Raw genomic sequence first — 26,321 nt, 5'->3', positions numbered from 1 at the left:
GTTTACTTCGATTATAAAATCTTCGATAAGAAATTGGACATAATACAACAACAGCATCAGCAAACAATAAACCGCCTATACCTTAAGTCAAAAAAAGTGAATTTCTACTATTATAATAGTGAAATATTTTTTACTATTAAAACTATTTTTATAGGGTTTTGTACTATATTATTTCTTGAGCACTTCCTACTATTCTTTTTTATAAGAAAAAAGGTTATTAGTATGCAATAGCAGCAAACTAATAACCTTCTTCTATCATTAATTATTCAATTTCAATTAATAAATCGCCTGTTGAAATGGCATCGCCCGCAATTGCATAGACCTCTTTCACTATACCGTCTTTTGGTGCTTGTACAGTTGTTTCCATTTTCATGGCTTCGGTAATTAACAAGTGGTCACCACGTTTTACTGGACTGCCCTTTGATACTACGACCTTCAGAACAGTACCTGGCATTGTCGCCCCAATTTGATTTGGATTGCTTGGGTCAGCCTTCAGTGCTATACTGCCGTCCACTTCTACTGTCATATCTTGAATGACAAGCTCTCGTGATTGACCATTTAACTCGAAGTACATAACACGTGTACCATCATGCTGTGGCTCACCAATCGATACAAGTTTAATAATTAACGTTTTACCTTTTTCAATTTCTACTTCAATTTCTTCGCCTAGCTTTAATCCGTATAAGAACGTAGGTGTGTCTAAAACTGAAATATTCCCAAATGATTCTACAGTTTTAGCATACTCTTCAAATACTTTCGGGTACAGTGCATAGGCAAGTATGTCCTTCTTCGTAACAGGACGATTTAATTTGTCCGCCAATACTTCCTCTAGCTGTTCAAAGTTAACTGGCTGTAACAGCTCACCTGGACGAACAGTAATTGGCTCACGCTCTTTCAATACTACTTTTTGAAGCTCCTCAGGGAAGCCGCCGTGTGGTTGCCCTATATATCCTTGGAATAATTCGATAACTGAATCTGGGAAATCAATTGTTTGCCCTCTTGAAATAACCGTTTCTTCATTCAAATCATTTTGCACCATGAATAAAGCCATATCACCAACCACCTTCGATGATGGTGTTACTTTCACGATGTCTCCAAATAATAAGTTTACACGTGAGTACATACGTTTTACTTCATCCCAACGATCGCCAAGTCCAACAGCCTTAGCTTGCTGCTGTAAGTTACTGTACTGTCCACCTGGCATTTCATGGACATAAATTTCAGAATGCGGACTGATCATGCCGCTTTCGAAATCTTTATAGTATTTACGAACATCCTCCCAGTAATATGAAAGCTTTTCAAGCGATTCAATATCGGCACGAATTTCACGTTGACTACCCTTCATCGCATAGTACAGTGAGTTTGCACTTGGCTGTGACGTTAAGCCTGCCATTGCGCCGAGTGCTGTATCTAAAATATCGACTCCTGCTTCAATCGCTTTTGCATATAAATAAATACCATTGCCACTTGTATCATGCGTGTGCAAATGAATAGGTAGGCTTGTCGCTTCTTTTAACTCCGAAATTAAGCGATATGCAGCTTCCGGCTTCAATAGCCCAGCCATATCCTTAATCGCTAAAATATGGGCTCCTGACGCCTCTAAAGACTTCGCCATATCTTTGTAATACTGCACAGAGTATTTCGCACGTCCATCATCTAAAATATCTCCTGTGTAGCAAATCGCAGCTTCAGCAATTTTTCCTGCATCTCTTGCCGCATCAATCGCTACTTCCATACCTTTAATCCAGTTTAAGCTATCGAAAATTCGGAATACATCAATGCCAGATGCAGCTGACTCCGCGATAAACTCACGAATTAAATTATCTGGATAGTTTGTATAACCTACAGCGTTTGCCCCACGTAGCAACATTTGGAATAGTACATTTGGTATTTGCGCACGTAGCTTCGCTAAACGCTCCCATGGATCTTCTTTTAAAAAGCGGTATGCTACATCAAACGTTGCGCCTCCCCACATTTCTAGCGAGAAGAAGTTATGCATCATACGTGCTGTTTCATCTGCAATTTGGTACATATCTTGAGAACGTACACGTGTGGCCAGTAAGGATTGATGTGCATCACGGAACGTTGTATCCGTTAATAATACATCTTGCTGTTCTAAAATCCATTTTGTCAGCCCATCTGCACCATGTTCATCTAAAATTTGTTTTGTACCTGACAGTGGCTGTCCATTCAAGTCTACTAGTGGCTTAATAGGCTGAGCAAAAATTGGCTTCGCCTTATTTTCCACCCCTGGGAAACCATTTAACGTCACATTACCGATATAGCTTAGCAGTTTTGTTCCGCGGTCTTGGCGCACAGGGAAGTTAAACAATTCAGGCGTTGTATCGATAAAGCTTGTATCAAACGTGCCTTCTATAAAATTTTTATGTGTTACTACATTATTTAAAAACGGAATATTTGTTTTTACCCCTCGAATACGGAATTCTTTTAAATTTCGGTCCATTTTCGCAGCGGCTTCTTTAAACGTCATACCGGAAGTTGAAATTTTTACGAGCAACGAATCATAGTACGGTGTTACAACGGCACCTTGGAAGCCATTACCGGCATCTAAACGAACGCCAAAACCACCACTTGAACGATATACCATTAACTTTCCTGTATCCGGCATAAAGTCATTAGCTGGGTCTTCTGTTGTAACACGCGATTGGATTGCATAACCAATCATCGGAATATCCGCTTGTTGTGGAATATGAATTTCCTCGCTATGCAAGCCGTAGCCCGCAGCTACTTTAATTTGAGCATGTACAATATCGATACCTGTAATCATTTCCGTAATTGTATGTTCTACTTGAATGCGAGGGTTAACCTCGATGAAATAGAAATCATCGCCTGCAACTAAAAATTCCACTGTCCCTGCATTTATGTACGAGACATTTTCCATTAGCTGAACCGCAGCATCACAAATTTTATTTCTTAAATTTTCTGAAATCGAATTCGATGGTGCAATTTCTACAACCTTCTGATGACGGCGTTGAATAGAGCAATCACGCTCATATAAATGCACAATATTGCCCATTTTATCGCCTATAATTTGAACTTCAATATGCTTTGGTTGGAGAATGCACTTTTCTACATATACTTCATCCGAACCAAAAGCTGCTTTTGCCTCTGATTTGGCACGTTCATAAGCAGACGCAACGTCATCCTTTGTTTGTACAACACGCATTCCACGTCCACCGCCACCTAAAGAGGCTTTAATCATAAGCGGATAACCATATTGTTCACCAAAAGCTTGTACTTCTTCTACAGAAGCAACTGGACCATCTGTACCTGGAATGACAGGGATATTTGCGTTAATAGCTTGTTCACGTGCTTTTACCTTATCACCAAACATATCTAAATGCTGCGAAGTTGGGCCAATGAATAAAATTCCCTCTTCCTCACAACGACGTGCAAAATCCACGTTTTCTGATAAAAAACCATACCCTGGATGAATCGCATCAACGCCTGCATCCTTAGCGATTGCAATGATGCCCTCAATATCTAAATACGCATCGATGGGCTTCTTGCCTGCCCCTACTAAATAAGCCTCATCTGCTTTAAAGCGATGAAATGCCCCACTGTCTTCACGTGAATATATAGCGACAGTGTTAATGTTGAGCTCCGTACACGCACGGAAAATTCGAATTGCAATTTCTCCCCGATTGGCTACAAGGATTTTGTTGATTGATTCCATAGGTATCCCCCTTATGTTTGTGATTTCTTTCTTTCTACCCTTTCGAACATGGAAACATTGACCAATATTCCCATAGCTAAAGATAGCAAAATTATAGATGTCCCGCCATAACTAATGAAAGGCAGCGTGACACCGGTTAACGGGATTAACCCGGTTACACCCCCAAGATTAATAAACGATTGCCAAGCTATCCAGCTAGCAATACCTGCCGCTATCATACGTGCTAGCGGATCTTTTGTTCGTAATGCGATAGAAAAACCTTTATATACTATAAATCCTAAACCACCTAAGACGATTAACACGCCCCATATACCAAGTTCCTCCATCACTATTGCCATAATAAAATCGGTTTGTGGTTCAGGTAGATACCCTAATTTTTGAATAGATTGACCGAGCCCTCGACCTTCTAAACCACCACCGCCAATTGCATAATAACTATTGACAACTTGGTGACCTACCCCGTTTTCATAATCAAACGGATTAAAATAAGACTCGATACGTCCTTTACGGTTCCCTTTTAATAGTTCGCCCTTAAAGAGCCAAAGCATACCAAGAATGGCTGCACCAAATGCACCTAATACGCCAAAAAACTTCCAAAACGTTTTAAAAGGAATACCACTTGCCGCTACAACGGATACTGCAATGCCACATAAAATAATGACAGCACCTAAATCTGTTTCAAATGCCACACCAGCAACAACAAGAATCCATAGGAAAATCGGATAAAAAATTTCTGTTGGTTGTAGCTTTTCAAATGTATATTTTTGAGATTTTCGATAAAATGCTGCAGCAAAATATAAAATTATAAATAGTTTCGCATATTCAGAAGGCTGAAAATTCCCGAATCCCGGTACATGAATCCAACTTTGAGATCCTACTTGCTCTGCACCATTACCCGCTACTTTTACCCATGTAAAGAGAACGATTAATACTATCGTAAGTAACAACATAATATTTTTATTTGCATAATGCTTATAAGGGAAAAATGCTGCTACCAAAAAACCTAAAGACGCGACAGCTAAATTAATTAGTTGTTTTTGATAAAAATAATCAGGTGCTTGTTCCTTTTGTACAATTGCAACCATCATACTCGAACTATAAATCATCACTAACCCAAATAAACTTAACAACAAGACAGTAAAAAATAATGGATAATCAAAATTTTGAGCATATCGTTTTAAGTATTGTTTCATTGGAAAACCTCGTTCTAGTAAAAAAACTCAAATCGCAAGCAGCGTTTGAGTTTTTTCTTTTTATTTGTCTGTATACGCGTCATGTAGTACAGAAAGTTCTTTCTCGAGTGAATCGAGAATTGCTTTGCCTTTATCGCGTTCAATAAGTCCAAGCTTCACAGCAAAGTCAATTTCACGTGAAAGGCCGAACATTTGTGTATCTAATACTTCTTCATATAAAGGGCATTGTGGCATCGTTAAATGATCCATTTGTACTCGAATGAGGCGAGCAATTTTATCTGCATCAGCTACTAAAAGCTCCAAAGCCTTCTCTTGAAAGGAAGTTTGTGATTTCGTATCCATGAGGACGCCCCCATTATCTGATATTTCTTCGATTCTATCTTAATAAAGTTTATCTTTTAGTCGATAAAAATGCAAGTGTCTTCGTAGGAAAATAAAGAATCCAAATTATATTTCTTTATTATCTCCTTGCATTAGCGTTATACTAATTCATGGATATACAAGATTTGAGGAGGATTTCTATTATGGAAACAATTATTCCTATCAAGGGTGCAGTTTCGTATCAGCTTACATTAGATCCAACTGTTTGGATTTTTGACGATCGTAAACTAGACTTAAATACGTACTTCCAAGCAAGAGAAGTAGAGGAAGATGCGGATACAAAATATATGCGTGAAGTCGGTGCTCACTGGTCACGCGAAATTATGGAAGGTGCTACTTTCCCACCAACTTTAAAATCAGAACGAAAATTCGATCGTAAAGGGATGGAAACAGGTACATTCGGTATCGAATTAAGTCATTTCTTGAAAAATGCTGAACTTAAACCAGAGGCGACAAAAATCGTCATTGAATGCAAAGACAGCGAAGAACACGCATTTACAATTGCAGAAGCACAGACATTAATTTTTAAATACAGCCAGGATGGCAAACCTTTATCCGAAGATGGCCCTGTCCATATATTATTTGGAGACGGTTCAAATGTTGACAACCCTATCAAAAATGTATTAGCCGTTCGTGCGGAATAGGGAGGGAATGCGATGCGCGTAAAATGTGTCATTTGCGATACTATTAACCAGTTAGATGATGATTTACCGTTAGCAAAAAAACTACGTAATCGCCCAATTCATACGTATATGTGCGACACATGCCACGATCGTATTAAAGAAAATACGGTGACGAGAATTGAAACGGGTAACTTCCGTTTTTATCGTACCTCACCACAAATGGATAAAGAATTTTAATAAGTGCCATTTAAAGTGTCAGGCACTCAAACAATTCTGAATTCTTTGCCTGTACGGTAAGTAAAAGTCCACTTAGATTCCTGCGGGAACGCACACTACGTAAGACGCAACAATCCGCGCGTTAGCGACGGTCAAGGCTTACGCTGTGCCCGCTGAAAGCGCACGCCTGGAGCGGAAATTAACAGCACAAAACGCAAAACCTTATGAAAACAGGTTTTGCGTTTTTTAATTATCCATTATTTTTAATAATCACTTTTTCGATCAATTCGACAACTTGATACATGATTGTCGCAAAGAAAGCGATAATGAGCAGTGACATAAGGACAAGATTAAAGTTAAATACTTGGAAGCCATAAATGATTAAATAGCCAAGTCCCTTTGAAGCAACTAAAAACTCACCGACAATAACACCTACCCACGATAATCCAACATTCACTTTTAAAGTCGAAATAATTGTTGGAAATGACGCGGGCAAAATAACCTCTTTGAAAGTTTGCCAACGAGAAGCTCCAAAAGTTTGCAATACTTTACTATAATTTGGGTCAACACCTTTAAAGGCGGTGTAAACTACAATTGTTGTAATAATGATTGAAATTAGTGCACCCATTGCTATAATCGAAAAATATCCTGGGCCAAGCGCTACAATTAAAATCGGTCCTAACGCTACTTTCGGCATTGCGTTTAAAATAACTAAATACGGATCAAGTATTTTTGATAACATCGGAGACCACCATAGAAGAGTTGCAATCAAAGTCCCTAATAATGTACCTGCAATAAAGCCGATAACTGTTTCCATTAACGTCACACCAACATGTAATGTTAGCGAGCCGTCACTTACTTTTTCAATGAACGTATGCCATACATTTGTGGGCGAGCTAAAGATTAAACGATCAATCCATTCAAGCCTTGATAGTAACTCCCACCCTCCAAAAAAGACGATTAAAATAATAATTTGATATAATCGAACAAAGCGTTTTTCCTTTTTTAGCAATTGTTGATACTGTTTAAACAATGTGTTATCCAAGGCTCTCCAGCTCCTTCCAAATCGTTTGGAATACTTCTGTATATGCTGGATGCTGCCTTACATCGAACGGGGATAGCTGTTGTAACGCAGAAGGTATTTCAAACACTTTGTGTAACGTACCAGGATTGGCTGAGAAGAGAAAAACTCGTTCACTCATCGCAATTGCCTCACCAATATCATGTGTGACAAGAATCGCGGTTTTTTGATAGGCCTTTAATGTTTCGACAACTAAGTCCTCAAGCTTTAATTTAGATTGATAATCAAGTGCTGAGAACGGCTCATCTAGCAGTAAAATTTTCGGATTAACTGCCAATGTCCTTGCTAGTGCAACGCGTTGACGCATTCCTCCTGACAATTCTCTCGGATAATAACTTCCGACATGAGGTAAACCAACTTCTTGTAAGAGCGCATTTGCAGTTACTTTATGCGTCTTTTTATCCCGCTGCATTATTTTTAAACCAATTGTGACGTTATCCTCAATCGTTTTCCACGGAAATAAATAATCCTGCTGAAGCATATAGCCAATAAGCGATTGATTGTGTGGTGCGATGATTTCCCCATCAATAAATACCTTGCCCTCTGTTGCAGGAAACAACCCAGCAATAATAGACAATAAAGTCGTTTTCCCACAGCCACTTGGCCCTATAAAGGAAACAAATTCACCTTCACGAATATTTAGGTTAATGTCACGTAAAACTTCCTTCGCCTGCGTACTGGAGTAATAACTATGGTGAATATGTTCTAGTTTTAAAAAATCCATTTACTCCGCAGCCTTTTTTGCAAACTTCGTATTCACAAGGTCTTCATATTTTACTCGTTGAGGAAGTTCACCTGCTTCCTCCATTATTGTTTGTAAATTATCCCACTCTTCTTCATCCAAAATCGGATCTGTCGCGTAGGAGCCTTGTGATTTATAGCGCTCTACTACTGTTTCAATTAAAGAAACGTCTACATTTTCAAAGTATGGTTGAATTATTTTTGCCACTTCTGCTGAACTTTTTTCCTGTACAAAATCTTGTGCTTTTTTCAGCGCATTTGTAAAACCTTGCACTGTTTTAGCATCATCCTTTAAATAACTACTTTTTGCCATGAAGGATGTATATGGTAAATGACCTGATTCTGTACCAAATGATGCAACAATATAGCCCTTACCTTCTTTTTCAAATACACTTGCTGTCGGTTCAAACAGCTGTACATAATCCCCAGTCCCAGAAGCAAAGGCTGTAGCAATATTCGCAAAATCAATATTTTGAATAAGTGTCAAATCTTTCGTAGGATCAATACTATGCTTTTTTAGGACAAATTCGCCAGCCATTTGTGGCATTCCACCTTTACGTTGCCCTAAAAATGTAGATCCTTTTAAATCATCCCATGAAAAATTCTCCATCTTTTCACGTGCTACTAAAAATGTGCCATCTGTCTGTGTTAATTGCGCAAAATTTTGAATCGGATCATTGGCACCTTGAGCAGTGACATAAATAGATGTCTCAGATCCAACCAAAGCAATATCAATACCATCAGATAGTAACGCTGTCATCGTTTTATCGCCACCAGCAATAGTTTGTAGCTCTACGGAAAGGCCTTCTTCTTCAAAGTACCCTTTTTCAAGCGCTACATATTGTGGCGCATAGAAAATCGAGCGCGTCACTTCTCCGACTTTTACTTTTTCTAGCTCAGCTTTATTACACGCTGCCAACGAAAGGAGCAACAAAGCAATACCACTAAATAACAAACCTTTTTTAAGCCAACGCATTCCATTTCCTCCTTGATTTGATAAATAGCCTATCGAGACTAACTTATTCACATACAAAGATTTCGGTGCCTACCATATTTAATAAAAATATAATGGAAAATAAACCCTTTTCGAATGCGCTATAATGAAGAATCTATTCAAACATGCATATTTGTCCAAATCGTTTTCTGCCCTTTATTTGAAACTAGCAAACAACAATCGAACTATTTTATTAACGATAGAAAAAGAAAACAGCCTTAGCAAATAAATGCTAAGACTGTTTACGGTAAAGGAGCCAAGCTACTCTCATTGATTGGCAGCTTGTTGCTCTTCTCTTTTTTCTCGCCACATACGTGTTTTGTATACAATTAAAATTAACGCCGCTACGATGAGGCCTTCAATCATAGGTAGGAATAACGCGAAAAATGTCAACATAATACATCCCAAAAATAGGAACACATAAATGACAATATTTTGAGATAGCTTTAACTTTTTTGCAAAGCCTAATTTATAGACTATTGCAGAAAGTGCAAACACTAGAAGGAATACAACATAGCCTGCAACTTCATAGCTCGGTAAATTTTCATATAAAAATCTTGTTATACCAGCCATTCTTTCATAAACCTTTGTTGTTTCCTCCGCATTTACAGGTGTAGCAACTTGAATAACATTTAGTTCACCCAATAAAGCGGACTTTATATCCAAGACTCCTCTTCCTTTCATTTCAGCGGAAAATTATTATTCAGCGTTTTTTAATTTTTTCGCTGCTTTCTCACGTTCGTTTTTATCTAGAATTTTTTTACGAAGGCGAATAGATTCTGGTGTGATTTCTAAGTACTCATCATCACCTAAGTATTCAAGAGCTTCTTCTAGAGATAAAATACGTGGTTTTTTAATAACATTCGTTTGGTCTTTATTTGCTGAACGGATGTTTGTTTTTTGTTTCATTTTTGTAATATTTACAGTGATATCAGCGTCACGAGTATTTTCTCCAACAATCATACCTTCGTAAATATCTGTACCTGGCTCTAAGAACAGTGTACCACGGTCTTCAATTTGCATCATACCATAAGTTGTTGATTTACCAGTTTCCATTGAAACAAGTACGCCTTGGTGACGACCACCAATTTTTCCTGGTAATAATGGTTGGTAGCAATCAAACGTATGGTTGATAATACCGAAACCTTTTGTCATCGACATAAATTCAGTTGTATAACCGATTAATCCACGAGCTGGTACTAAGAACGTTAAACGAACTTGACCACTGCCGTTGTTAACCATATCAAGCATTTCACCTTTACGTGTACCAATAGATTCAATAATAGAACCAACATTTTCTTCAGGTACATCGATTTGAACGCGTTCGAATGGTTCACATTTCACACCATCGATTTCACGCACGATTACTTGAGGTTTTGATACTTGTAATTCGAAACCTTCACGACGCATGTTTTCAATCAGGATAGATAAGTGAAGCTCACCACGACCTGAAACTGTCCAAGCATCTGGAGAATCCGTATCTTCAACGCGTAAAGAAACGTCCGTTTGTAATTGAGCACGTAAACGCTCTTCTACTTTACGAGAAGTAACCCATTTCCCTTCACGACCTGCAAATGGAGAATTGTTTACTAAGAAAGTCATTTGTAAAGTTGGCTCATCGATACGTAAAGGCGTAAGCGCTTCTTGGTGTTCAACAGGACAAACTGTTTCACCTACGTTGATATCTTCCATCCCTGAAACGGCGATTAAGTCACCAGCTTTTGCTGTCTCTACTTCTTCACGTTTTAAACCGAAGAAACCAAAGATTTTTGTTACACGGAAGTTTTTCACTGTACCGTCTAATTTCATCAGTGCAACTTGTTGACCTACAGAAATTGTACCGCGGAATACACGGCCAATACCGATACGTCCAACGAAGTCATTATAGTCAAGTAAAGCTACTTGGAATTGTAATGGGTCTTCTGAGTTATCAACTGGTGCTGGAATAGCCTCAATGATTTTTTCAAATAGACATTTCATATTTTCTTCTTGTTTAGATGGATCAGCGTCTAACGAAGCTGTACCATTTACACCTGAAGCATAAACAACTGGGAAGTCTAATTGATCGTCATCTGCACCTAGCTCGATGAATAATTCAAGCACTTCATCTACTACTTCTAGTGGACGAGCAGAATCTTTGTCTACTTTGTTAACTACAACGATTGGTGTTAAACGTTGTTCTAATGCTTTTTTAAGTACGAAACGTGTTTGTGGCATACAACCCTCATACGCATCGACAACTAGTAAAACGCCGTCTACCATTTTTAAAATACGTTCTACCTCACCACCGAAGTCAGCGTGTCCAGGCGTATCAAGGATGTTGATACGAGTTCCTTCATAGTTTACTGCTGTATTTTTAGCTAAAATCGTAATACCGCGTTCACGTTCAATATCATTAGAGTCCATTGCACGTTCTTCAACACGTTCGTTTGAACGGAATGTACCTGATTGTTTTAATAATTGGTCGACTAAAGTAGTTTTACCATGGTCAACGTGGGCGATAATTGCGATATTGCGAAGATCTTGACGTAAGTTTGTCATTATTCCACTCCATATTCTTTTTTCGAATGTTTAACTGTGATATTATAGCACAAGAAGGATGTAAATGTCCTTATTAGAATTTCTATCATTCTAAAAAAATATTTTCAATCACAAATTTATTATAAATTAGGGGGCGCTCGATTATGAATCGTGGAAAAATCGTAATGGCCATTTATGCACTAGCAGCTGTACTAGCAATGTGTTCTATCGGGTATTCAGTAGCAGCAAGTAATACATTTGGTGTAATAGCAGGCATTGTCGCTACTTGTGTCATTTTCATGACAGCATTTAAAATGAAGCGTAAACTGCGAGAACAAGGCTTACTTTAATGTTAGTATTCGCTTACTAACAACATTTATGTGTCCAAAATGACACATTATCACAGTAGGAGCTGTACATTATTAGGCAACTCCTTCCATACTGTAGAAAACACGAGTCATTGTCCATTGTAGACAATGACTCGTGTTTGTTTATAATTCCTATTGCTCAAAAATATTATTTAACGCTTTGCAACTATCTCCTCAGCATTCAATCAAACAAGTGACACTTTTCTTTAATGGTCTTTTGCTAGGTAATCTAAAGTTGCTTGTCCTAAAACATTTGCTGCAATGCGCAATGAGCGTTCATCAATATCGAATTTTGGATGATGGTGGGGATATACTTCCTCCCATTCTGGATTTTTTGCTCCCGTAAAGAAAAATGCCCCTGGAATTTCCTCTATATAGTATGCAAAATCCTCACCACCCATAGTTGGGTCTACGAATTCAACCGCCGTCACATCTGTTACTTTTCTTGCAGATGCCATTACATGTTCTGTTTCTATAGCATGATTAACAACTGGTGGGTAACCACGACGATACTCATATTCATAGTCCGCCTTTGTTAAATAACATGTTGCCTTTAATAGCTCCTCAATTTCACGTTCTAGTAAATCGCGCTCCTCCTCATGGAAAGTACGTACAGTTCCTTTCATGTAGACTTGGTCTGCAATTACATTAAAAGGATTTAATGCCTCAATATGACCTACCGATACTACCGCCGGACGCAATGGATTTATACGACGAGACACAAGCTGTTGTAAATTTGTAATAAATTGCGCTGCAAGCAAGATTGAATCCTTCGTATCGCTCGGGTTTGAGCCATGACCGCCCTTTCCTTTAATCTTAATGTAGATACCATCAGCCGCAGCCATAAATGGTCCGATTGCTGTCTGCACCCTTCCAAGTTCTGTTGGTGCCCATAAATGTGTACCAAAAATAACATCCACACCTTCTAAACAACCATCCGCAATCATTGATTTCGCTCCACCTGGTGCAAGTTCCTCTGCATGTTGATGAATAAACACAATTGTTCCAGCTAAGTTGTCTTTCATTTGATTAAATGCCTTCGCTAAAATTAATAATGAAGCTGTATGTCCATCATGTCCACAAGCATGCATACGCCCTTTAATTTTTGATTGGAAAGGCAAAGCTGTTTCTTCTGTAATAGCTAAAGCGTCGAAGTCTGCACGTAATGCTACTGTTTTTCCTGGCTTACCGCCTACTAATTTCGCCACAACACCATTGCCACCAACACCTTCACGTACGTCATGTCCTAATGCGCGATGAAATGCCGCAATAGTTTTCGGTGTTTCAACTTCTTCAAACGAAAGTTCAGGATTTTCATGGAAATGACGACGAAGCTGTATCATTTCCTCTTCATATTGTTTTAATAAATCAATTAACTGCTCTTGCTGTAAAACTGTCATAGATTAACACTCCTTATTTTAAGTATATATAATCTCCAGGTCCAAGTGGTAAACCAAGTAAGAACCAAATGGCAAACAGTAGAATCCAACCGATTGCAAAGAACACAGAAAACGGTAGTAACGCTGAAATGAGTGTGCCAATACCGATATTTTTATCGTAGCGCTTGGCAAATGAGAGCAAAATGGCGAAATACGGAAGCATCGGTGTAATTGGGTTTGTAATTGAGTCCCCTACACGATATGCCATCTGCGTTACAGCCGGGGAATAGCCTAAGTATAGGAACATTGGTACGAAAATTGGTGCAAGTAATGCCCATTTTGCAGATGCACTGGCGATTAATAAGTTAACGAACGCACAAATTAATACAAATCCTATCATCATCGGTAAACCTGTAAAATTTAATGCTTGTAAAAGTTCTGCACCTTTAATAGCTAATATGGCACCGATATTACTCCAGTTGAAAAAGGCAATCATTTGTGAAGCAGCAAATGCTAAGACAATAAATGGAGCCATATCAGAAATTGATTTAAAGATTTTCTCAGCAACTTCCTTGTCATTTTTCACTTCTTTTGCCGCAATACCATAGGCAAGACCAGGTAAAAGGAAGAAAAATAACATAATCGGTACAATGCCTGACATGAACGGTGAATTTAAAAAGCCACCTGTTTCAGGATCGCGTAAAAGACCGTTCGACGGAATGACCGTAAATGCAATTACTACAATATAAATGACTGTAACAATACCTGCCCATAATAAACCACGTTTTTCTAAAGCTGTTAGTGGCTCTAACTTTTCAACCTTGCCTTCAAATATGCCAAAGCGAGGCTCTGTAAACTTTTTCGCAACCCATGTACCAATGACGATTAATAAAAACGTCGAAGCAATTAAAAAGTAATAGTTCATTGTTGCTCGTCCAGTATATTCTGGGTCTGCAATATGCGCTGCGGATTCAGTAATTCCTAGTAATAATACATCTAGTGAACTAATTAAAATATTTGCACTAAAGCCCCCAGCTACGGCTGCATATGTAATAATTAAACCTGCAAGTGGATTTCGGCCAATGCTCATGAAAATCATTGCTGCAATTGGCGGTAAAATGATGAATGCTGCATCAGCAGCTAGATTACCAACTAAACCTGTGAAAATAATAAATGGCACAATTAATTTTGTAGGAGCTGACATTACAAGCTTTTTCATAACAGCTGAAATAAGTCCTGTTTGCTCTGCTAAACCAATACCAATCATTGTTACGATTACTAATCCCAAAGGAGCAAAACCTGTAAATGTCGATACCATTTGCGTTAAGATTAATATAAGACCTTCTTGACTCAACAGATTTTTTACTTGTATGACATTTTCAGTGCCCGGTTGAACCGCTGAAATACCAAAAATGGATAATATCCATGATAAAACAAGCACAATACCTGCTAAAATAATAAATAGCGTAATTGGATCAGGCAATTTATTACCTGCCCTTTCAATGTTATCTAGCAGTTTATCAATCCAGGATTTCTTTAGAGTGTCTGATTTTTTTTGCATAAATCCCTCTCCTTCTATTTTTAAAATTCGACTTATGCTATTCAATCTAACACTATTTTAAGACATTGATAGCATGTGTCCTTAATACAAAGAAACCATATTTTTAGAATATTTTCAATATTTAATTTAAAATTAAGGAGATAATACTATGTATAAAATTAATGTTTTCACTGCTAAATTATCCCTCTCATGGGTACAGCAACTTGAAAAAATTAAACCATCTTTTTGCGAATTCCATTACCATTCCTACACAGATTATGAACATTTATATACACTGTTAGAGCAACATTTAACAGCAGGAGACGGTGCACTTTTTAGCGGGCAAATTCCATACTTTTTTACACAAACAAATTTTCCAAACATGGGTATACCTATGCTCTATTTTGATATTTCAGAACGTGATTTTTACCGTGCTTTAACAGAGTTATTTTATGAGAATAAAATTGCTATGAATCGAATTGCCATTGATTTTTGTTATGAGGAAAACGACTATCTCGGCATTCATGAATGGTCAATGGGAAGACAGCCTTATCTTTTTAGTCAAACTATGAATGAGTACGCAAGCAACGATATTATAGATAAAGTTGGGAACTGGCATATTCAGTTACATCGCGACAATAAAGTAGATTTAAGTTTTACTCGTATTGCAGAGATGCGGGAGCGATTGGCACACCAAAATATACCGTTTATCGCTTTTCATCCTTCACTCCATGCCATGCAATTAACATTGGATCAGTTGGTAAATCAGCTACACCTTCGCCAACTTGAGCAAAATAAAGTAGTCGTTGTACATATTTTAATACCGATAGATAAATCCAATATAGATGAATTGGAATATCGGCAAATTGCTTTATACAAAGCCATTTTAGATTTTAAGCAACTGTATGACAGCACCTTTATAGTGCATCGGGAAGCTTCTTATATCGCCATCATCACAACCTATAAGCAATTTTTAATGACAACCAATGATTATACACGTTGTCAACTCGTAGATTTTTTAGATGAAAAATTACTATTTCCTGTAAAAATAGGTTGGGGCATTGGTAACTCTCTAACCGAAAGTCAGAATTTCGCAAAAAAGGCTGCAACACTCTGTTCTTCAAAGGAAACACAGGGCTATATTATTGAAAATGCAAAAGAAATTGGTCCGTTACTATACGGAGCTTTATTGCAGTTTGATAACGAAAAACAGCAGTGCTTAAAAAAATTAAGCGCTGCCCATGATATCCCTTTATTGCAATTGCAAAAAATCGAGGCTGTTATGGAAAAATTAGCAACAACTATCGTCAACGGGGAACTGTTAAGCACACATTTAGGTATCACTGTGCGCTCTGCAAATCGCATTTTAAAACAACTCCATGAAAAGAATTTAGCGGTCGAATTACCAAGTCTTACTTCAACTACACGGGGACGTCCAAAAAAATACTATCAACTCAATTTATATTAGCGTCAACAAAAAAACTGTTTAGGAAAATATTCCTAAACAGTTTTTATGTAAAAGCTATACATCATAAGGCACAATATATTTTCCTAATAATTCTTGATGAATGGCAGGGTTAGCAATAATAAATGTATCCTGATGTAGGAAGTCAAAGCCTTCCCCATGTAAATTTGTTGTGATAGCTCCAACTTCTTGAGCAATGATTATTCCTCCAGCGATGTCCCAAGGAGATAGTCGCATCGACACATAGGCATCTAGTTTCCCACTGACAACAAAGGCAATTTCCATTGCAGCGGAGCCATAAGAACGCGTACCTCGCACTTTTCGAACTAATTCTATTACTTTTTCATGATGTATATGTCGATTTGGTGCTACCCAATGTGCATTAATGCCAATAACAGATTCTTCAATTTTCACAGGCTGTAATTTGCGCAGCGGTGATGCATTATACCAAGCACCTTCTCCAGCAACTGCATTGAATAAGTCTTCACGCATTACGTCATATATGTAACCAAGTTTCCCTAAACCATCAATAAATATGCCAATAGAAATCATAAAGTGACGATGTTGCTTTACAAAATTCATTGTTCCATCAATCGGATCAATAATCCATACAACACCATCTAACGATTCGACTTTTTCTCCCATTCCCTCTTCGCCTAAAATTTTATGGGTAGGGTCAAAAGATTTAATTTTTTCAATAAAAAATAATTCTGTTTCTCGGTCTATATTTGTAACAAGGTCATTCGCATTCGATTTTGTCTCGATCACTAAATTATATGAAAATGCATTACGAATACGTTTAGCTGCTTCAACAATGATACTTTTCGCGTATTGATCGATTTGCTTTAAATCCATAAAAACCCACCCCTCGAATATAGAAAACATTCACGCTCTTGCACAACGCATTTTGCTAGTCCTTACCATTCGAGCGACATAGCTACTGTACGCTACACAATACATACATTAACCCGTTTCTAGTCATCAAAATAGTATACCCATTAACAGAAAGCGTGAGTTATGTATTATATTACACCTTTCAGACCATTTAATGTGCAATGTCACGCACTAAAAAATGAAAACAATAAATTCTATTATGATATATTGTCTATTTTAACCTTTATAACAACAAAAATCACCTGCTGTCAGAATATTCAGCAAGTGATTTTATATGGGGGTTAATTTTTTTTTACGCATAGGCGTGCAAACTTTCCAGCTCCATCTGTATTTCGACTAGTCGCTTTTTACTTTTCGCTATTTCACCCTCATCTTTCTCATTCATCGCAGAAAATAGTGAGGCTAATTCATAATCAATTTCTAATTGTAGAATGCGTTCATATTGCTTTTCAATGTCAACTTTACGTATAATTTTTACGACTTGTTTCATAAAAGTCACTTCCCTTTTTTATTTTTTTACAAAACCTTATACTATTCGATAAAGTTCTTGTTATAAGATTTTTTCCCATTTTTTTAATAAAATAAACCTTATAATCGAAAGGAGTTACTAAAAATGTCTACCTTAAAATGGACTAATAAAGACTTTAATGTTTTTCAAATAAACGGTTTAGAACAACGGATGGATGCTTTAGAATCCTGTGTACGACCAAAATTCAATAAACTAGGAGAAAACTTCTCCGCCTTCTTTTCCAGCCACCTAGGGGAAGAATTTTATCCCCATGTAGCAAAACACGCCCGCAGAACGGTTAATCCACCAAATGACAGTTGGGTTGCATTCGCTCCTTATAAAAGAGGTTATAAAGCGTTGCCTCACTTTCAGATTGGTCTTTGGAGCACACATTTATTCATCGTCTTGGCTATTATTTATGAAGCACCGCAAAAAAATTTAATGGCAGAGCGTTTGCTAGCCAACAAAACCTTGTTACAACAGCTTCCGGATGAATTTATTGTTTCTGGGGATCATATGTCGCCTGCTGCGATTTCCTTACAAGACGCTAAAGAAGAACAATTAGAAGAATTGCTTATACGTCTACGTGATGTTAAAAAAGGGGAATTTTTAGTTGGACGTCATATTCCAAAAGAAGAAGCGATAAAAATGTCTGTTAAACAGTTCCAACAACTGACAGAAGAAACATTCCAAACATTACTTCCTATTTATAAAATTATTCAAGGAAAATAATTTGTCGAGTCTCATCATAAAAATGTGGAATAAAAATCTTACTTGAACAAGTATAATTGAAAGATTGTGAAACCCGAATTTTATAAGGTTTTACACATATGGACGAGGTCTTAATGTAGGTCTTTTGAGGAAATGCCCAGCACAGCTTAAGATGTATTGACGATGCATATTGAGGGTATGATAATTTTTATATCATTTGACATTAGTTCTATCGCATTGAGCGTGTGGACGAGGTGTTGAACGATCGTCCGTGAACATTTTGTTACAGAAATCGATATTGCTGTAGTTTATGCAAATTTTCATTAATTAACACAATATTTCACATAGTGATTTAATAAAATTTCAAATAAAAATGCTATAAGAAATCCGCTTCGCTTTTCGTAGGCACAGGCTAAGCAGAGTTTTTGCATAGTTAGTTGTATTATCGTTAATAACGGTTCCTACAGAAAGCTTTGCGGGTTTTTTCTTAACTAAAAAGGCATGCTAGGAAATATCCTAGCACACCATTCTCACTTTTGGCCGCGACGATTTTAACGTCGTTGCTTTGGAACTACTTTAATTAACGTTCCATCAGCTGCCTCTTTTGCTTGTTTCACAACTGGATAGCTTACATAGCCACTTGCTTCTTCAAATTCTCGGAAAATTGTTTTTTCCTCAGCTTGTGAAGGAACAATTTCTTTAAAGCGACGATATTTTGCCATCATCACTTCACGTTTAATGCCCTTTTCATAAGCAAGCTCGATGCCTTCAAAAAATTTAACAACATCAACAATCTCTTCAGTCGACCAATCAATTGAAAACGGATAAGAATATTCCATTTGGACTTTACCACCTTTACATTACTGTCCCCATTTTACCCGGATACTTTCCGCTTCTGCAACCATTCGTGTAATGAGCTCGTCCACTGTTGGAATATCTTGAATCATTCCTGTAACTTGTCCTGCCCAACCAATGCCTGCATCCTTTTCTCCATCATAAATAAAACGCTTATTAGCACTCCCACTAATATAATCTTTCAATGCTTCATAAGTAGGTGTCTCACGCTCTATTTCTAAAATTTTCTCTGTGAAATTACTGCGTAACGCTCTTGCTGGTGCCCCAATAGAACGCTTAATAACAGTTGTATCTGCCTCTGAACTAATGAGTAACGCCTCTTTATATGCTTGTGATGCATCTACACATTCTTTTGTAGCAATAAAGCGTGTCCCCATTTCAATGCCTTCTGCACCGAGTGCATGTGCTGCCATCCAGCCACGACCGTCACCAATACCACCAGACGCAATCACAGGAATTTTCACACTATCCACAACTTGTGGTACAAGCACCATAGTCCCGACATCGTCACGACCAAGATGTCCACCACCTTCTTGTCCCACTACCATTACTGCATCTGCACCAAGCTCTTCCGCTTTCTGAGCTTGTCTACGAGCTGCAACAAGTACAAGTTTTTTTATATTTGTTCCTTCAAGTAAATCAAATATCGGAGCTGGATTTCCACCCGTCATTGTGACAACGGGTACATTTTCTTCAACAGCTACTCGCACCATATCCTCATAGCCTGTGCCATGCATTCCGATAGCAAAATTCACTCCAAATGGATTATCAGTTAATGTTCTTACTTTATGGATTTCTGCACGCAATAAGTCTGGATCTCGTAAGCTCATAGCAGTTATTTGCCCTAGACCGCCAGCATTCGACACCGCGGCTGCTAAATCTGCATAAGCTAAATAAGCTAATCCTCCTTGAATAATTGGATATTTTATTTTTAAAAGTTCGGTGATACGTGTCTCCCAATTCATCGAATCTCTCCTTTCGTACCATACTAACTTCTCGTAATCATGAAAAAATCCCTTTATTTTTTTAATTAAAGTCTATTTTTTCATGTCGTTAGGTGCTATAATTCATTTGTTTTCTTAGATATTATAAAAGTGAGGTGGTACCTGCGTTGTCACAATTAGAGACTCCATTGTTCGACGTATTACTAAAACATCGGAACAGACATCCAATTCAGTTCCATATTCCAGGCCATAAGAAAGGGCACGGTATGGATCCTGCTTTCCGAGAATTCGTCGGCGACAACGTTTTATCAATCGATTTAATTAACATTGCTCCACTAGACGACTTACATTCACCAAAAGGTGCAATCAAGGATGCACAAGCACTTGCTGCAGAAGCTTTTGGTGCTGATCATACATTCTTTTCCGTACAAGGTACTAGTGGCGCCATTATGACGATGATCCTGACCGTCGTCGGTCCAGGTGATAAAATTCTAGTACCACGGAATGTTCATAAATCCATTATGTCAGCGATTGTTTTTGCTGGTGCCATTCCTATTTTTATTCATCCTGAAGTAGATAGCGAATATGGCATTTCTCATGGTATTTCAGCGGAAGCGGTTGAAAAGGCATTAAATGCTTATCCAGACGCTAAGGCTGTTCTAGTCATTAATCCAACATATTACGGCTTCTCAGCGGATTTAAAACGCATTGTCGAAATTGTCCATCGTCGTAATATACCAGTCGTTGTCGATGAAGCGCATGGGGTACACATTAAATTCCATGACGAGCTACCCTACTCTGCAATGGAGGCTGGCGCAGATATGGCTGCAACAAGCGTACATAAGCTTGGAGGCTCTATGACGCAAACTTCAATTTTAAATGTACGTGAGGGACTAGTTTCCGCAAAACGTGTACAAGCAGTCTTCTCGATGCTCACAACAACATCAACATCCTACCCATTACTTGCATCGCTTGACACAGCACGTCGTCAGCTAGCAATTCATGGCTATGATTTAATTGGTGATGCACTTCGTTTAGCAAAAGATGCACGTAAACGCATTAACCAAATTCCACATTTAAAATGTGCTGGTAAGGAAAAACTTCACTCATCAGCAACATTTGATATGGATCCATTGAAGCTATTAATTAGTGTAAAAGACTTAGGTATGTCAGGCCATCAAGCTGAGGAATGGCTTCGTCACAATGCGAATATAGAAGTGGAATTATCAGACTTATATAACATTTTATGTTTAGTGACATTAGCAGATACAAAAAAAGAAATTAATCTTCTTATTAATGCATTAAGTCGTATGTCAAAAGCTTTCGATTCAGAAGCTGCCATTACAGAAGCAGTAGTCAATGTACCTGAAATCCCAGCACTTGCAATGTCACCTCGTGATGCATTTTATGCAGATACAGAGGTAGTACCTCTTGCAGATGCGGATAATTGTATTTGCGCTGAATTCATAATGGTTTATCCACCTGGAATTCCAATTTTTATTCCCGGGGAAATAATTACGCAAGAAAATATTCATTACATTCAAATGAATATTGAAGCTGGTTTACCAGTTCAAGGACCAGAAGATACAACATTAAAAACGATTCGTGTTATTAAAGAACGCAGAGCGATTATTTAAAATAATTTAAAACTTCAAAGCTACCTCTTCTAAATACAGTCTTAAGTGTTGTTGATTTCAGTTACGTGCTACGGCTTTCCGCTCAGCACACTGTAAGCTGCAACTCTTGCTAGCGCGCGGTTTATGCGCACTAAGCAGGAGACGCCGCTCCCACTCCAATCAACAAGATAAAAGGTATCAAGTTAAATTTCTTGATACCTTTTGTCGACACTCTGACCCCTTGTAACTATAGAAGAGGTAGCTTTTTAATGTCTTAAAGTATTCAGTTACCAGTTCTTCATAAATCCTAATTATGTTTACTAAACCTGTTCACTGTAATGGTTAGAAGTTATTTAATTTTTTTCTCAATTTATGCAGCACTGTATTACTTAAGCGTTGAATATGTTCCTTATTTTTCACCAGTATTCGATAAGAATCGATAATTGATAATATACGAATTAACATGTAAACACCAACTGCAATGAAAGCAATTAACAATGGATAATAAGGTATTAAAACTTCTGGTGCTACAAATTCTTTTTTTACTAATAAAAAGGAAATACCACCTGCTACAATTAAGCAAACTCCCACTACCATAATCACCGTATTTTTTTTCTTAACCTCTTCGTATCTTATGCTCAATTCTTTTAAATAATTTTGGTCAAATATTAATGCTTCTCTTTTAAGAATTGAATACCGATCTTCCTCTATAAAGCCCGCTGTAATCATTCCAATTCCAAGAACAACAATAATCGTAATAAGAATGGTATAAATTAATGGATCTTGTTTAAAAAGGAAATAAGGTATAGTGGATATAATAAGTAGACTAAAACCTATAGCGAAATATTTGGAAATTTTACGTTGAGATAATACATAACCTTCCGCCATTTCTTTACTTACATAATAACCATTGCTATCTTCATGGCTATGTTCAATAGTATCTTTTAGCAAGTAATCTATTGACACTTCGAAAACATTACCAAGCATTAAAAGTTTCTCTGTTTCAGGAAAACCTTGTCCATTTTCCCACTTACTAATAGCTTGCCTAGTAGTATTTAATTTTTCAGCTAGTGCCTCTTGTGATAAACCTTTCTCTTTTCTTAATTTAAAAAGTTTTTCACTAAATGTCATATCTTGACTCCCCTTTCTGTTATTAATTAAATTTTATTAAAACAATTCTACTAATTCCATATTTCAGGGAGTGCACTTTGTCAACTTCAAGTTGCAACTATGTTATTTGGCGCAATTTCTATATTACGAAGCGAAAAATTAGATTAAGTATTGGACATTACTTACAATATTTAAAAAGGGAGTGAATTGAATGAATACATGGGATGAACGTTTTAAAACGGCAGAATATGTTTATGGTGAACAACCAAATGCATTTATAGAAAACTATGTAGATTATTTAAAGGGGTATGTAAATGTAGCAGCCTATGCTGAAGGCGAAGGTAGAAATGCGGTTTTTTTAGCATCTAAAGGGCATACAGTAACTGCATTCGATTATGCTAAAAGCGGTCTTGAGAAAACAGCACAGCTAGCAAGAAAGCAATGTGTTACTGTTAATACTCAACTTGTTGATTTACTGCAAGATGAATTACCAATAGAAAAATTTGATGCCGCAGTCATGGTTTTTGGTCATTTCCCTGTAGAACAGCAGCATGCCGTTTTTAAACGTATAGTTCATTCTGTTAAACCTGGCGGCCGCATTATGATGGAATTATACTCCACATATCAACTACCATATGCCACAGGAGGCCCACAGAATATAAATTTATTATATCATCCTATTTCTATACTTACTTGGTGTCAGCCCTATAAAATTATTCATTTCTTTACAGGCGAACAAACACGAAATGAAGGTAGCTTACACACTGGTCTAGCACATACCATTCAATTAATAATTGAAAAAGATTAGACAAGCTTCATTTCGAAAAGACCCATCCCTTTACAAGCACATTATATCTTGTAAAGGGCCTTTTATTACATAAATAGATAAACAAAGAGCGGACATAGAAACGCTCCTATAATCGCTGTTAACCCCATAGAAAGCGAGCCAACTGATAATTCTTGTTCACCATACTCTCTAAGTTTAACAAGTCCTACACCATGCGAGGCGCTTCCTATCGCTACGCCTCTACTAACAGCAGAATCAATTTTTCCATATTTGATAACTAACGGTCCAATAATAGCTCCAACAAAACCTGCAATCATAACAAAAACTGCTGTTAAAGGAGGAATTCCGCCAATCGTTTCACTTACTTGCATACCTACAGGTGTTGTTAAAGATTTAGGCAAGGCTGTTAGCATCCAACTATCCTTTACACCGATCCATTTTAACAATATAAAAATTGTAAGTAATCCGGTAACCATTGCTAGCATTATTCCTGAAAGAATGGAGTACTTATATTTCATAATAATGGCTCTTTGATTATAAAGTGGGTATGCAAGTGCAACAACAGCTGGACCGAGCATTTTTTGAAGCCATTCCCCACCTACCATATAGGTTGAATACGGAATATTAAAGACAACTAAAATAACAGCACTGACAATAGTTGTTGTTACTAAAGGAATCATTATAGGATGTGGGAACCGTTGATAAAGCTTCGTAAATAAAACGAACAACCCTATCGTACCAAGTACAACTATAAGTTCAATCAACAGATAATTCTCCCTTCCCGTCTTCAACATTTACTTCTTTTTCTTTCTTCGCTAATTCTCTTTTTTCAATCAGTTGGGTCAGCACTCCTGTTAAATAAATGGAAATTAGTGTACTGGCAATTACAGCTAAAATAATGAATAGACCTGTTGTGGACATTAATTCTGGATAATCAATAATACCAACCGTTGCTGGAATAAAAAACAATGTTAAAACGCCAATTAAAAAACCAGCACCATCTTGAATGTATTCTACTTTAATTATTTTAAAATTGAGTAAAAGTGCTAATAACAGTAATCCAATTACACTTCCAGGAAGCGGAATGTGCAAGTACGAAACAATGCCCACACCAATATAATAAAAAATATTGAGAATCCCAATTTGAACAATAATACGGACAGCACGCATTAATATCATAGTAAATTTTTCGTTCAACATTTCGCCTCTTTTCACCCCCTATTACGCTTATTCTACAACTGCAGGAATTTTCTGTCTATTATAATTTTAGAAAAACAATAGAAAAAGGAGTCAACCTAAAACTTAATAGGTTGCTCCTTTTCATTCAATATCGTCTTAATAGCACAGCTTTTTCTGCATTTTTATGTTACCTAATGGGATGAAAAACGTAAATATGTTAGAGCATTTTGCTTATCGGTATTTGTCGTTAAACTATAAGGCGTGTCCTGAACCGCCGTCTATATTAACAGCAGTACCTGTCACATAACTCGCTGCATCTGATACTAAAAAAGTAATGACATTGGCAGCTTCTTGTGTTTCTCCTACGCGGCCAAGTGGTATCGTTTGACCGACTTTTTGCGAATAGTCTTCCCATGTTAACTCTGATGCTTCTTTTTTCCATAGCTTCTCAATTTGATCACTTCGAATTAAGCCAATACACACTGAATTCACACGGATATTATCTTTCCCTAAGTCCTTGCTCATCGCTTTCGTTAAAGCTAGTCCAGCTGCACGGCTAACTGTTGTAGGAAGTGAACTTGCTGGTGGCGTTTTAGCCATAACTGCCGTTACATTAACAATTGCTCCACCGCCAACCTTTCGCATATGTGGTACTGCATATTTGGAACAATTAATAGCACCAAATACTTTTAAGTCAATATCAGATTGCCACACTTCACTGCTAACCGTTTCAAATGGATGTGCTGACGCTGTACCTGCATTATTAATAACAATATCAATACGCCCAAAATGCTCTACTGTACGCTCTATTAGTCTCTTACAATCTTTCTCCTTTGTGATATCCGTTGGAACAAATAACACATCTTCGCCCGTTTCGTTTTTAATGCATCCAGCGGCCACTTGTAGCTGTTTTTCGCCACGTGCACTAATAACTACCTTCGCGCCTTCTTTCACTAGCTGCATCGCCGTATAATAGCCTATACCTTTACTTGACCCAGTAATAATCGCCACTTTTCCTTTTAAGCCTAATTCCATTTCGTCCCACCCCTATTTTTTCGAATAGTCATTCAATAGTTTTACTGTATCAAAATTAGTAGAATTATACAAAAAAACGACTATAAAGCGTATACGCTTTATAGTCGTGTATCTGTGTTAAATTATTTTTTTGCTACAATATGGATTGGGTTGCCTAGTAATACTTCAGCAGCTTCCATCGTAATTTCACCTAATGTTGGGTGAGCATGAATTGTTAACGCGATATCTTCAGCAGTCATGCCGCCTTCGATTGCTAAGCCCATTTCAGCGATCATATCAGATGCACCTGCACCTACGATTTGAGCACCGATTAATAAGCCATCTTCTTTACGCGCAACTAGTTTCACAAAACCTTCTGTTTGGTTCAATGCAAGAGCACGACCATTTGCTGCGAATGGGAATTTTGCTGCAGTATATTCAATACCTTCAGCTTTAGCTTGATCTTCGTTATAGCCCACTGTCGCCATTTCTGGATCAGTGAAGC

The 26,321-nt window shown here is 37.4% G+C and carries 25 protein-coding genes and 1 pseudogene; 7 read left to right on the top strand and 19 right to left on the bottom strand.

Going from position 1 to position 26,321, the window contains the following annotated elements; all coding sequences use genetic code 11:
* Positions 1-262: 262 nt before the first annotated feature.
* From pyc to ACIQXW_RS00120, 3 genes are read right to left on the bottom strand one after another with little or no spacing between them, the layout of a single operon-like run.
* Positions 263-3,697 (bottom strand): pyruvate carboxylase, encoded by a 3,435-nt coding sequence (gene pyc / locus ACIQXW_RS00130; RefSeq protein ID WP_402759304.1) that lies wholly within the window; start codon positions 3,695-3,697, stop codon positions 263-265.
* 11 nt (positions 3,698-3,708) lie between these two features.
* On the bottom strand, positions 3,709-4,890 hold the full coding sequence (locus ACIQXW_RS00125) for an FtsW/RodA/SpoVE family cell cycle protein (RefSeq protein WP_402759302.1): 1,182 nt from the start codon (positions 4,888-4,890) through the stop codon (positions 3,709-3,711).
* Between the two features lie 60 nt (positions 4,891-4,950).
* Positions 4,951-5,232: an Fpa/YlaN family protein gene (locus tag ACIQXW_RS00120; protein ID WP_173477891.1), complete on the bottom strand. Its 282-nt coding sequence runs from the start codon at positions 5,230-5,232 to the stop codon at positions 4,951-4,953.
* 182 nt (positions 5,233-5,414) lie between these two features.
* Here ACIQXW_RS00120 and ACIQXW_RS00115 point away from each other — a divergent pair, with 182 nt between their 5' ends.
* Together ACIQXW_RS00115 and ACIQXW_RS00110 are read left to right on the top strand one after the other, a co-directional pair.
* Positions 5,415-5,915, top strand: coding sequence for a peptidyl-prolyl cis-trans isomerase (locus ACIQXW_RS00115; protein WP_340826036.1), 501 nt, complete (start codon positions 5,415-5,417; stop codon positions 5,913-5,915).
* Positions 5,916-5,927: 12 nt separating this feature from the next.
* Positions 5,928-6,131 carry a YlaI family protein gene (locus ACIQXW_RS00110; protein ID WP_173477893.1) on the top strand — a complete coding sequence of 68 codons (204 nt, stop codon included), beginning with the start codon at positions 5,928-5,930 and terminating at the stop codon, positions 6,129-6,131.
* A 229-nt stretch (positions 6,132-6,360) separates the two neighbouring features.
* On the opposite strand, the gene ACIQXW_RS00105 is transcribed toward ACIQXW_RS00110, so the two are convergent.
* From ACIQXW_RS00105 to typA, 5 genes are all read right to left on the bottom strand, one after another.
* Positions 6,361-7,155 (bottom strand): ABC transporter permease, encoded by a 795-nt coding sequence (locus ACIQXW_RS00105; protein ID WP_402759300.1) that lies wholly within the window; start codon positions 7,153-7,155, stop codon positions 6,361-6,363.
* On the bottom strand, positions 7,148-7,915 hold the full coding sequence (locus ACIQXW_RS00100; protein WP_340826038.1) for an ABC transporter ATP-binding protein: 768 nt from the start codon (positions 7,913-7,915) through the stop codon (positions 7,148-7,150). Before ACIQXW_RS00100 ends, ACIQXW_RS00105 begins: the two co-directional genes overlap by 8 nt.
* Positions 7,916-8,908 (bottom strand): ABC transporter substrate-binding protein, encoded by a 993-nt coding sequence (locus ACIQXW_RS00095; RefSeq protein WP_340826040.1) that lies wholly within the window; start codon positions 8,906-8,908, stop codon positions 7,916-7,918.
* A gap of 285 nt (positions 8,909-9,193) precedes the next feature.
* Positions 9,194-9,592 carry a YlaH-like family protein gene (locus ACIQXW_RS00090; RefSeq protein WP_340826042.1) on the bottom strand — a complete coding sequence of 133 codons (399 nt, stop codon included), beginning with the start codon at positions 9,590-9,592 and terminating at the stop codon, positions 9,194-9,196.
* 33 nt (positions 9,593-9,625) lie between these two features.
* Positions 9,626-11,467: a translational GTPase TypA gene (gene typA / locus ACIQXW_RS00085; RefSeq protein ID WP_340826044.1), complete on the bottom strand. Its 1,842-nt coding sequence runs from the start codon at positions 11,465-11,467 to the stop codon at positions 9,626-9,628.
* Positions 11,468-11,610: 143 nt separating this feature from the next.
* Here typA and ACIQXW_RS00080 point away from each other — a divergent pair, with 143 nt between their 5' ends.
* Positions 11,611-11,796, top strand: a complete 186-nt coding sequence (locus tag ACIQXW_RS00080; RefSeq protein WP_340826045.1) for a DUF5325 family protein — start codon at positions 11,611-11,613, stop codon at positions 11,794-11,796.
* A 224-nt stretch (positions 11,797-12,020) separates the two neighbouring features.
* Here the strand turns inward: ACIQXW_RS00080 and ACIQXW_RS00075 are convergent, their stop codons facing one another.
* Both ACIQXW_RS00075 and ACIQXW_RS00070 read right to left on the bottom strand, forming a co-directional pair.
* Positions 12,021-13,214 carry an amidohydrolase gene (locus tag ACIQXW_RS00075; protein ID WP_340826046.1) on the bottom strand — a complete coding sequence of 398 codons (1,194 nt, stop codon included), beginning with the start codon at positions 13,212-13,214 and terminating at the stop codon, positions 12,021-12,023.
* A gap of 13 nt (positions 13,215-13,227) precedes the next feature.
* Complete coding sequence (locus tag ACIQXW_RS00070) at positions 13,228-14,754, bottom strand: AbgT family transporter (protein ID WP_340826047.1); 1,527 nt, start codon at positions 14,752-14,754, stop codon at positions 13,228-13,230.
* A 148-nt stretch (positions 14,755-14,902) separates the two neighbouring features.
* Between ACIQXW_RS00070 and ACIQXW_RS00065 the strand changes: the two genes are divergently transcribed.
* The gene (locus ACIQXW_RS00065; RefSeq protein WP_402759296.1) at positions 14,903-16,201 is read left to right on the top strand and encodes a hypothetical protein; all 1,299 of its coding nucleotides are present in this window, start codon (positions 14,903-14,905) and stop codon (positions 16,199-16,201) included.
* 54 nt (positions 16,202-16,255) lie between these two features.
* Here the strand turns inward: ACIQXW_RS00065 and ACIQXW_RS00060 are convergent, their stop codons facing one another.
* Positions 16,256-17,053 (bottom strand): inositol monophosphatase family protein, encoded by a 798-nt coding sequence (locus tag ACIQXW_RS00060; RefSeq protein WP_402759295.1) that lies wholly within the window; start codon positions 17,051-17,053, stop codon positions 16,256-16,258.
* A 331-nt stretch (positions 17,054-17,384) separates the two neighbouring features.
* Complete coding sequence (locus tag ACIQXW_RS00055) at positions 17,385-17,582, bottom strand: hypothetical protein (protein WP_340826050.1); 198 nt, start codon at positions 17,580-17,582, stop codon at positions 17,385-17,387.
* A gap of 123 nt (positions 17,583-17,705) precedes the next feature.
* Between ACIQXW_RS00055 and ACIQXW_RS00050 the strand changes: the two genes are divergently transcribed.
* Positions 17,706-18,332, top strand: a complete 627-nt coding sequence (locus ACIQXW_RS00050; protein ID WP_340826052.1) for a YktB family protein — start codon at positions 17,706-17,708, stop codon at positions 18,330-18,332.
* A gap of 530 nt (positions 18,333-18,862) precedes the next feature.
* On the opposite strand, the gene ACIQXW_RS00045 is transcribed toward ACIQXW_RS00050, so the two are convergent.
* Entirely contained in the window at positions 18,863-19,150 is a 288-nt protein-coding gene (locus ACIQXW_RS00045) for a UPF0223 family protein (RefSeq protein WP_340826054.1), read from the bottom strand.
* Between the two features lie 21 nt (positions 19,151-19,171).
* Positions 19,172-20,131, bottom strand: coding sequence for an NAD(P)H-dependent flavin oxidoreductase (locus ACIQXW_RS00040; RefSeq protein ID WP_340826055.1), 960 nt, complete (start codon positions 20,129-20,131; stop codon positions 19,172-19,174).
* A gap of 146 nt (positions 20,132-20,277) precedes the next feature.
* On the opposite strand from ACIQXW_RS00040, the gene ACIQXW_RS00035 reads away from it, so the two are divergent.
* Positions 20,278-21,747 carry an aminotransferase class I/II-fold pyridoxal phosphate-dependent enzyme gene (locus ACIQXW_RS00035; protein WP_402759293.1) on the top strand — a complete coding sequence of 490 codons (1,470 nt, stop codon included), beginning with the start codon at positions 20,278-20,280 and terminating at the stop codon, positions 21,745-21,747.
* Positions 21,748-22,068: 321 nt separating this feature from the next.
* On the opposite strand, the gene ACIQXW_RS00030 is transcribed toward ACIQXW_RS00035, so the two are convergent.
* Positions 22,069-22,857 (bottom strand): helix-turn-helix domain-containing protein, encoded by a 789-nt coding sequence (locus ACIQXW_RS00030; protein WP_401020544.1) that lies wholly within the window; start codon positions 22,855-22,857, stop codon positions 22,069-22,071.
* A gap of 190 nt (positions 22,858-23,047) precedes the next feature.
* Between ACIQXW_RS00030 and ACIQXW_RS00025 the strand changes: the two genes are divergently transcribed.
* Positions 23,048-23,644, top strand: a complete 597-nt coding sequence (locus tag ACIQXW_RS00025) for a class I SAM-dependent methyltransferase (RefSeq protein WP_402759291.1) — start codon at positions 23,048-23,050, stop codon at positions 23,642-23,644.
* 65 nt (positions 23,645-23,709) lie between these two features.
* Here ACIQXW_RS00025 and ACIQXW_RS00020 read toward each other — a convergent pair whose 3' ends face one another.
* From ACIQXW_RS00020 to ACIQXW_RS00005, 4 genes and pseudogenes are all read right to left on the bottom strand, one after another.
* Positions 23,710-24,387 (bottom strand): LrgB family protein, encoded by a 678-nt coding sequence (locus ACIQXW_RS00020; protein WP_340826064.1) that lies wholly within the window; start codon positions 24,385-24,387, stop codon positions 23,710-23,712.
* Entirely contained in the window at positions 24,380-24,823 is a 444-nt protein-coding gene (locus tag ACIQXW_RS00015; RefSeq protein WP_340826065.1) for a CidA/LrgA family protein, read from the bottom strand. Before ACIQXW_RS00015 ends, ACIQXW_RS00020 begins: the two co-directional genes overlap by 8 nt.
* A gap of 231 nt (positions 24,824-25,054) precedes the next feature.
* Positions 25,055-25,837 carry an SDR family NAD(P)-dependent oxidoreductase gene (locus ACIQXW_RS00010; protein ID WP_402759288.1) on the bottom strand — a complete coding sequence of 261 codons (783 nt, stop codon included), beginning with the start codon at positions 25,835-25,837 and terminating at the stop codon, positions 25,055-25,057.
* A 122-nt stretch (positions 25,838-25,959) separates the two neighbouring features.
* Positions 25,960-26,321 (bottom strand): annotated as a pseudogene (locus tag ACIQXW_RS00005) (dihydrolipoyl dehydrogenase); the annotation flags it as partial.

It is taken from the genome of Lysinibacillus sp. NPDC097162 (genome assembly GCF_044762185.1).
Lineage (GTDB): Bacteria > Bacillota > Bacilli > Bacillales_A > Planococcaceae > Lysinibacillus.
The sequence above is the reverse complement of the archived record's forward strand: the minus strand, read 5'-3'. Positions and strand labels throughout refer to the sequence as shown.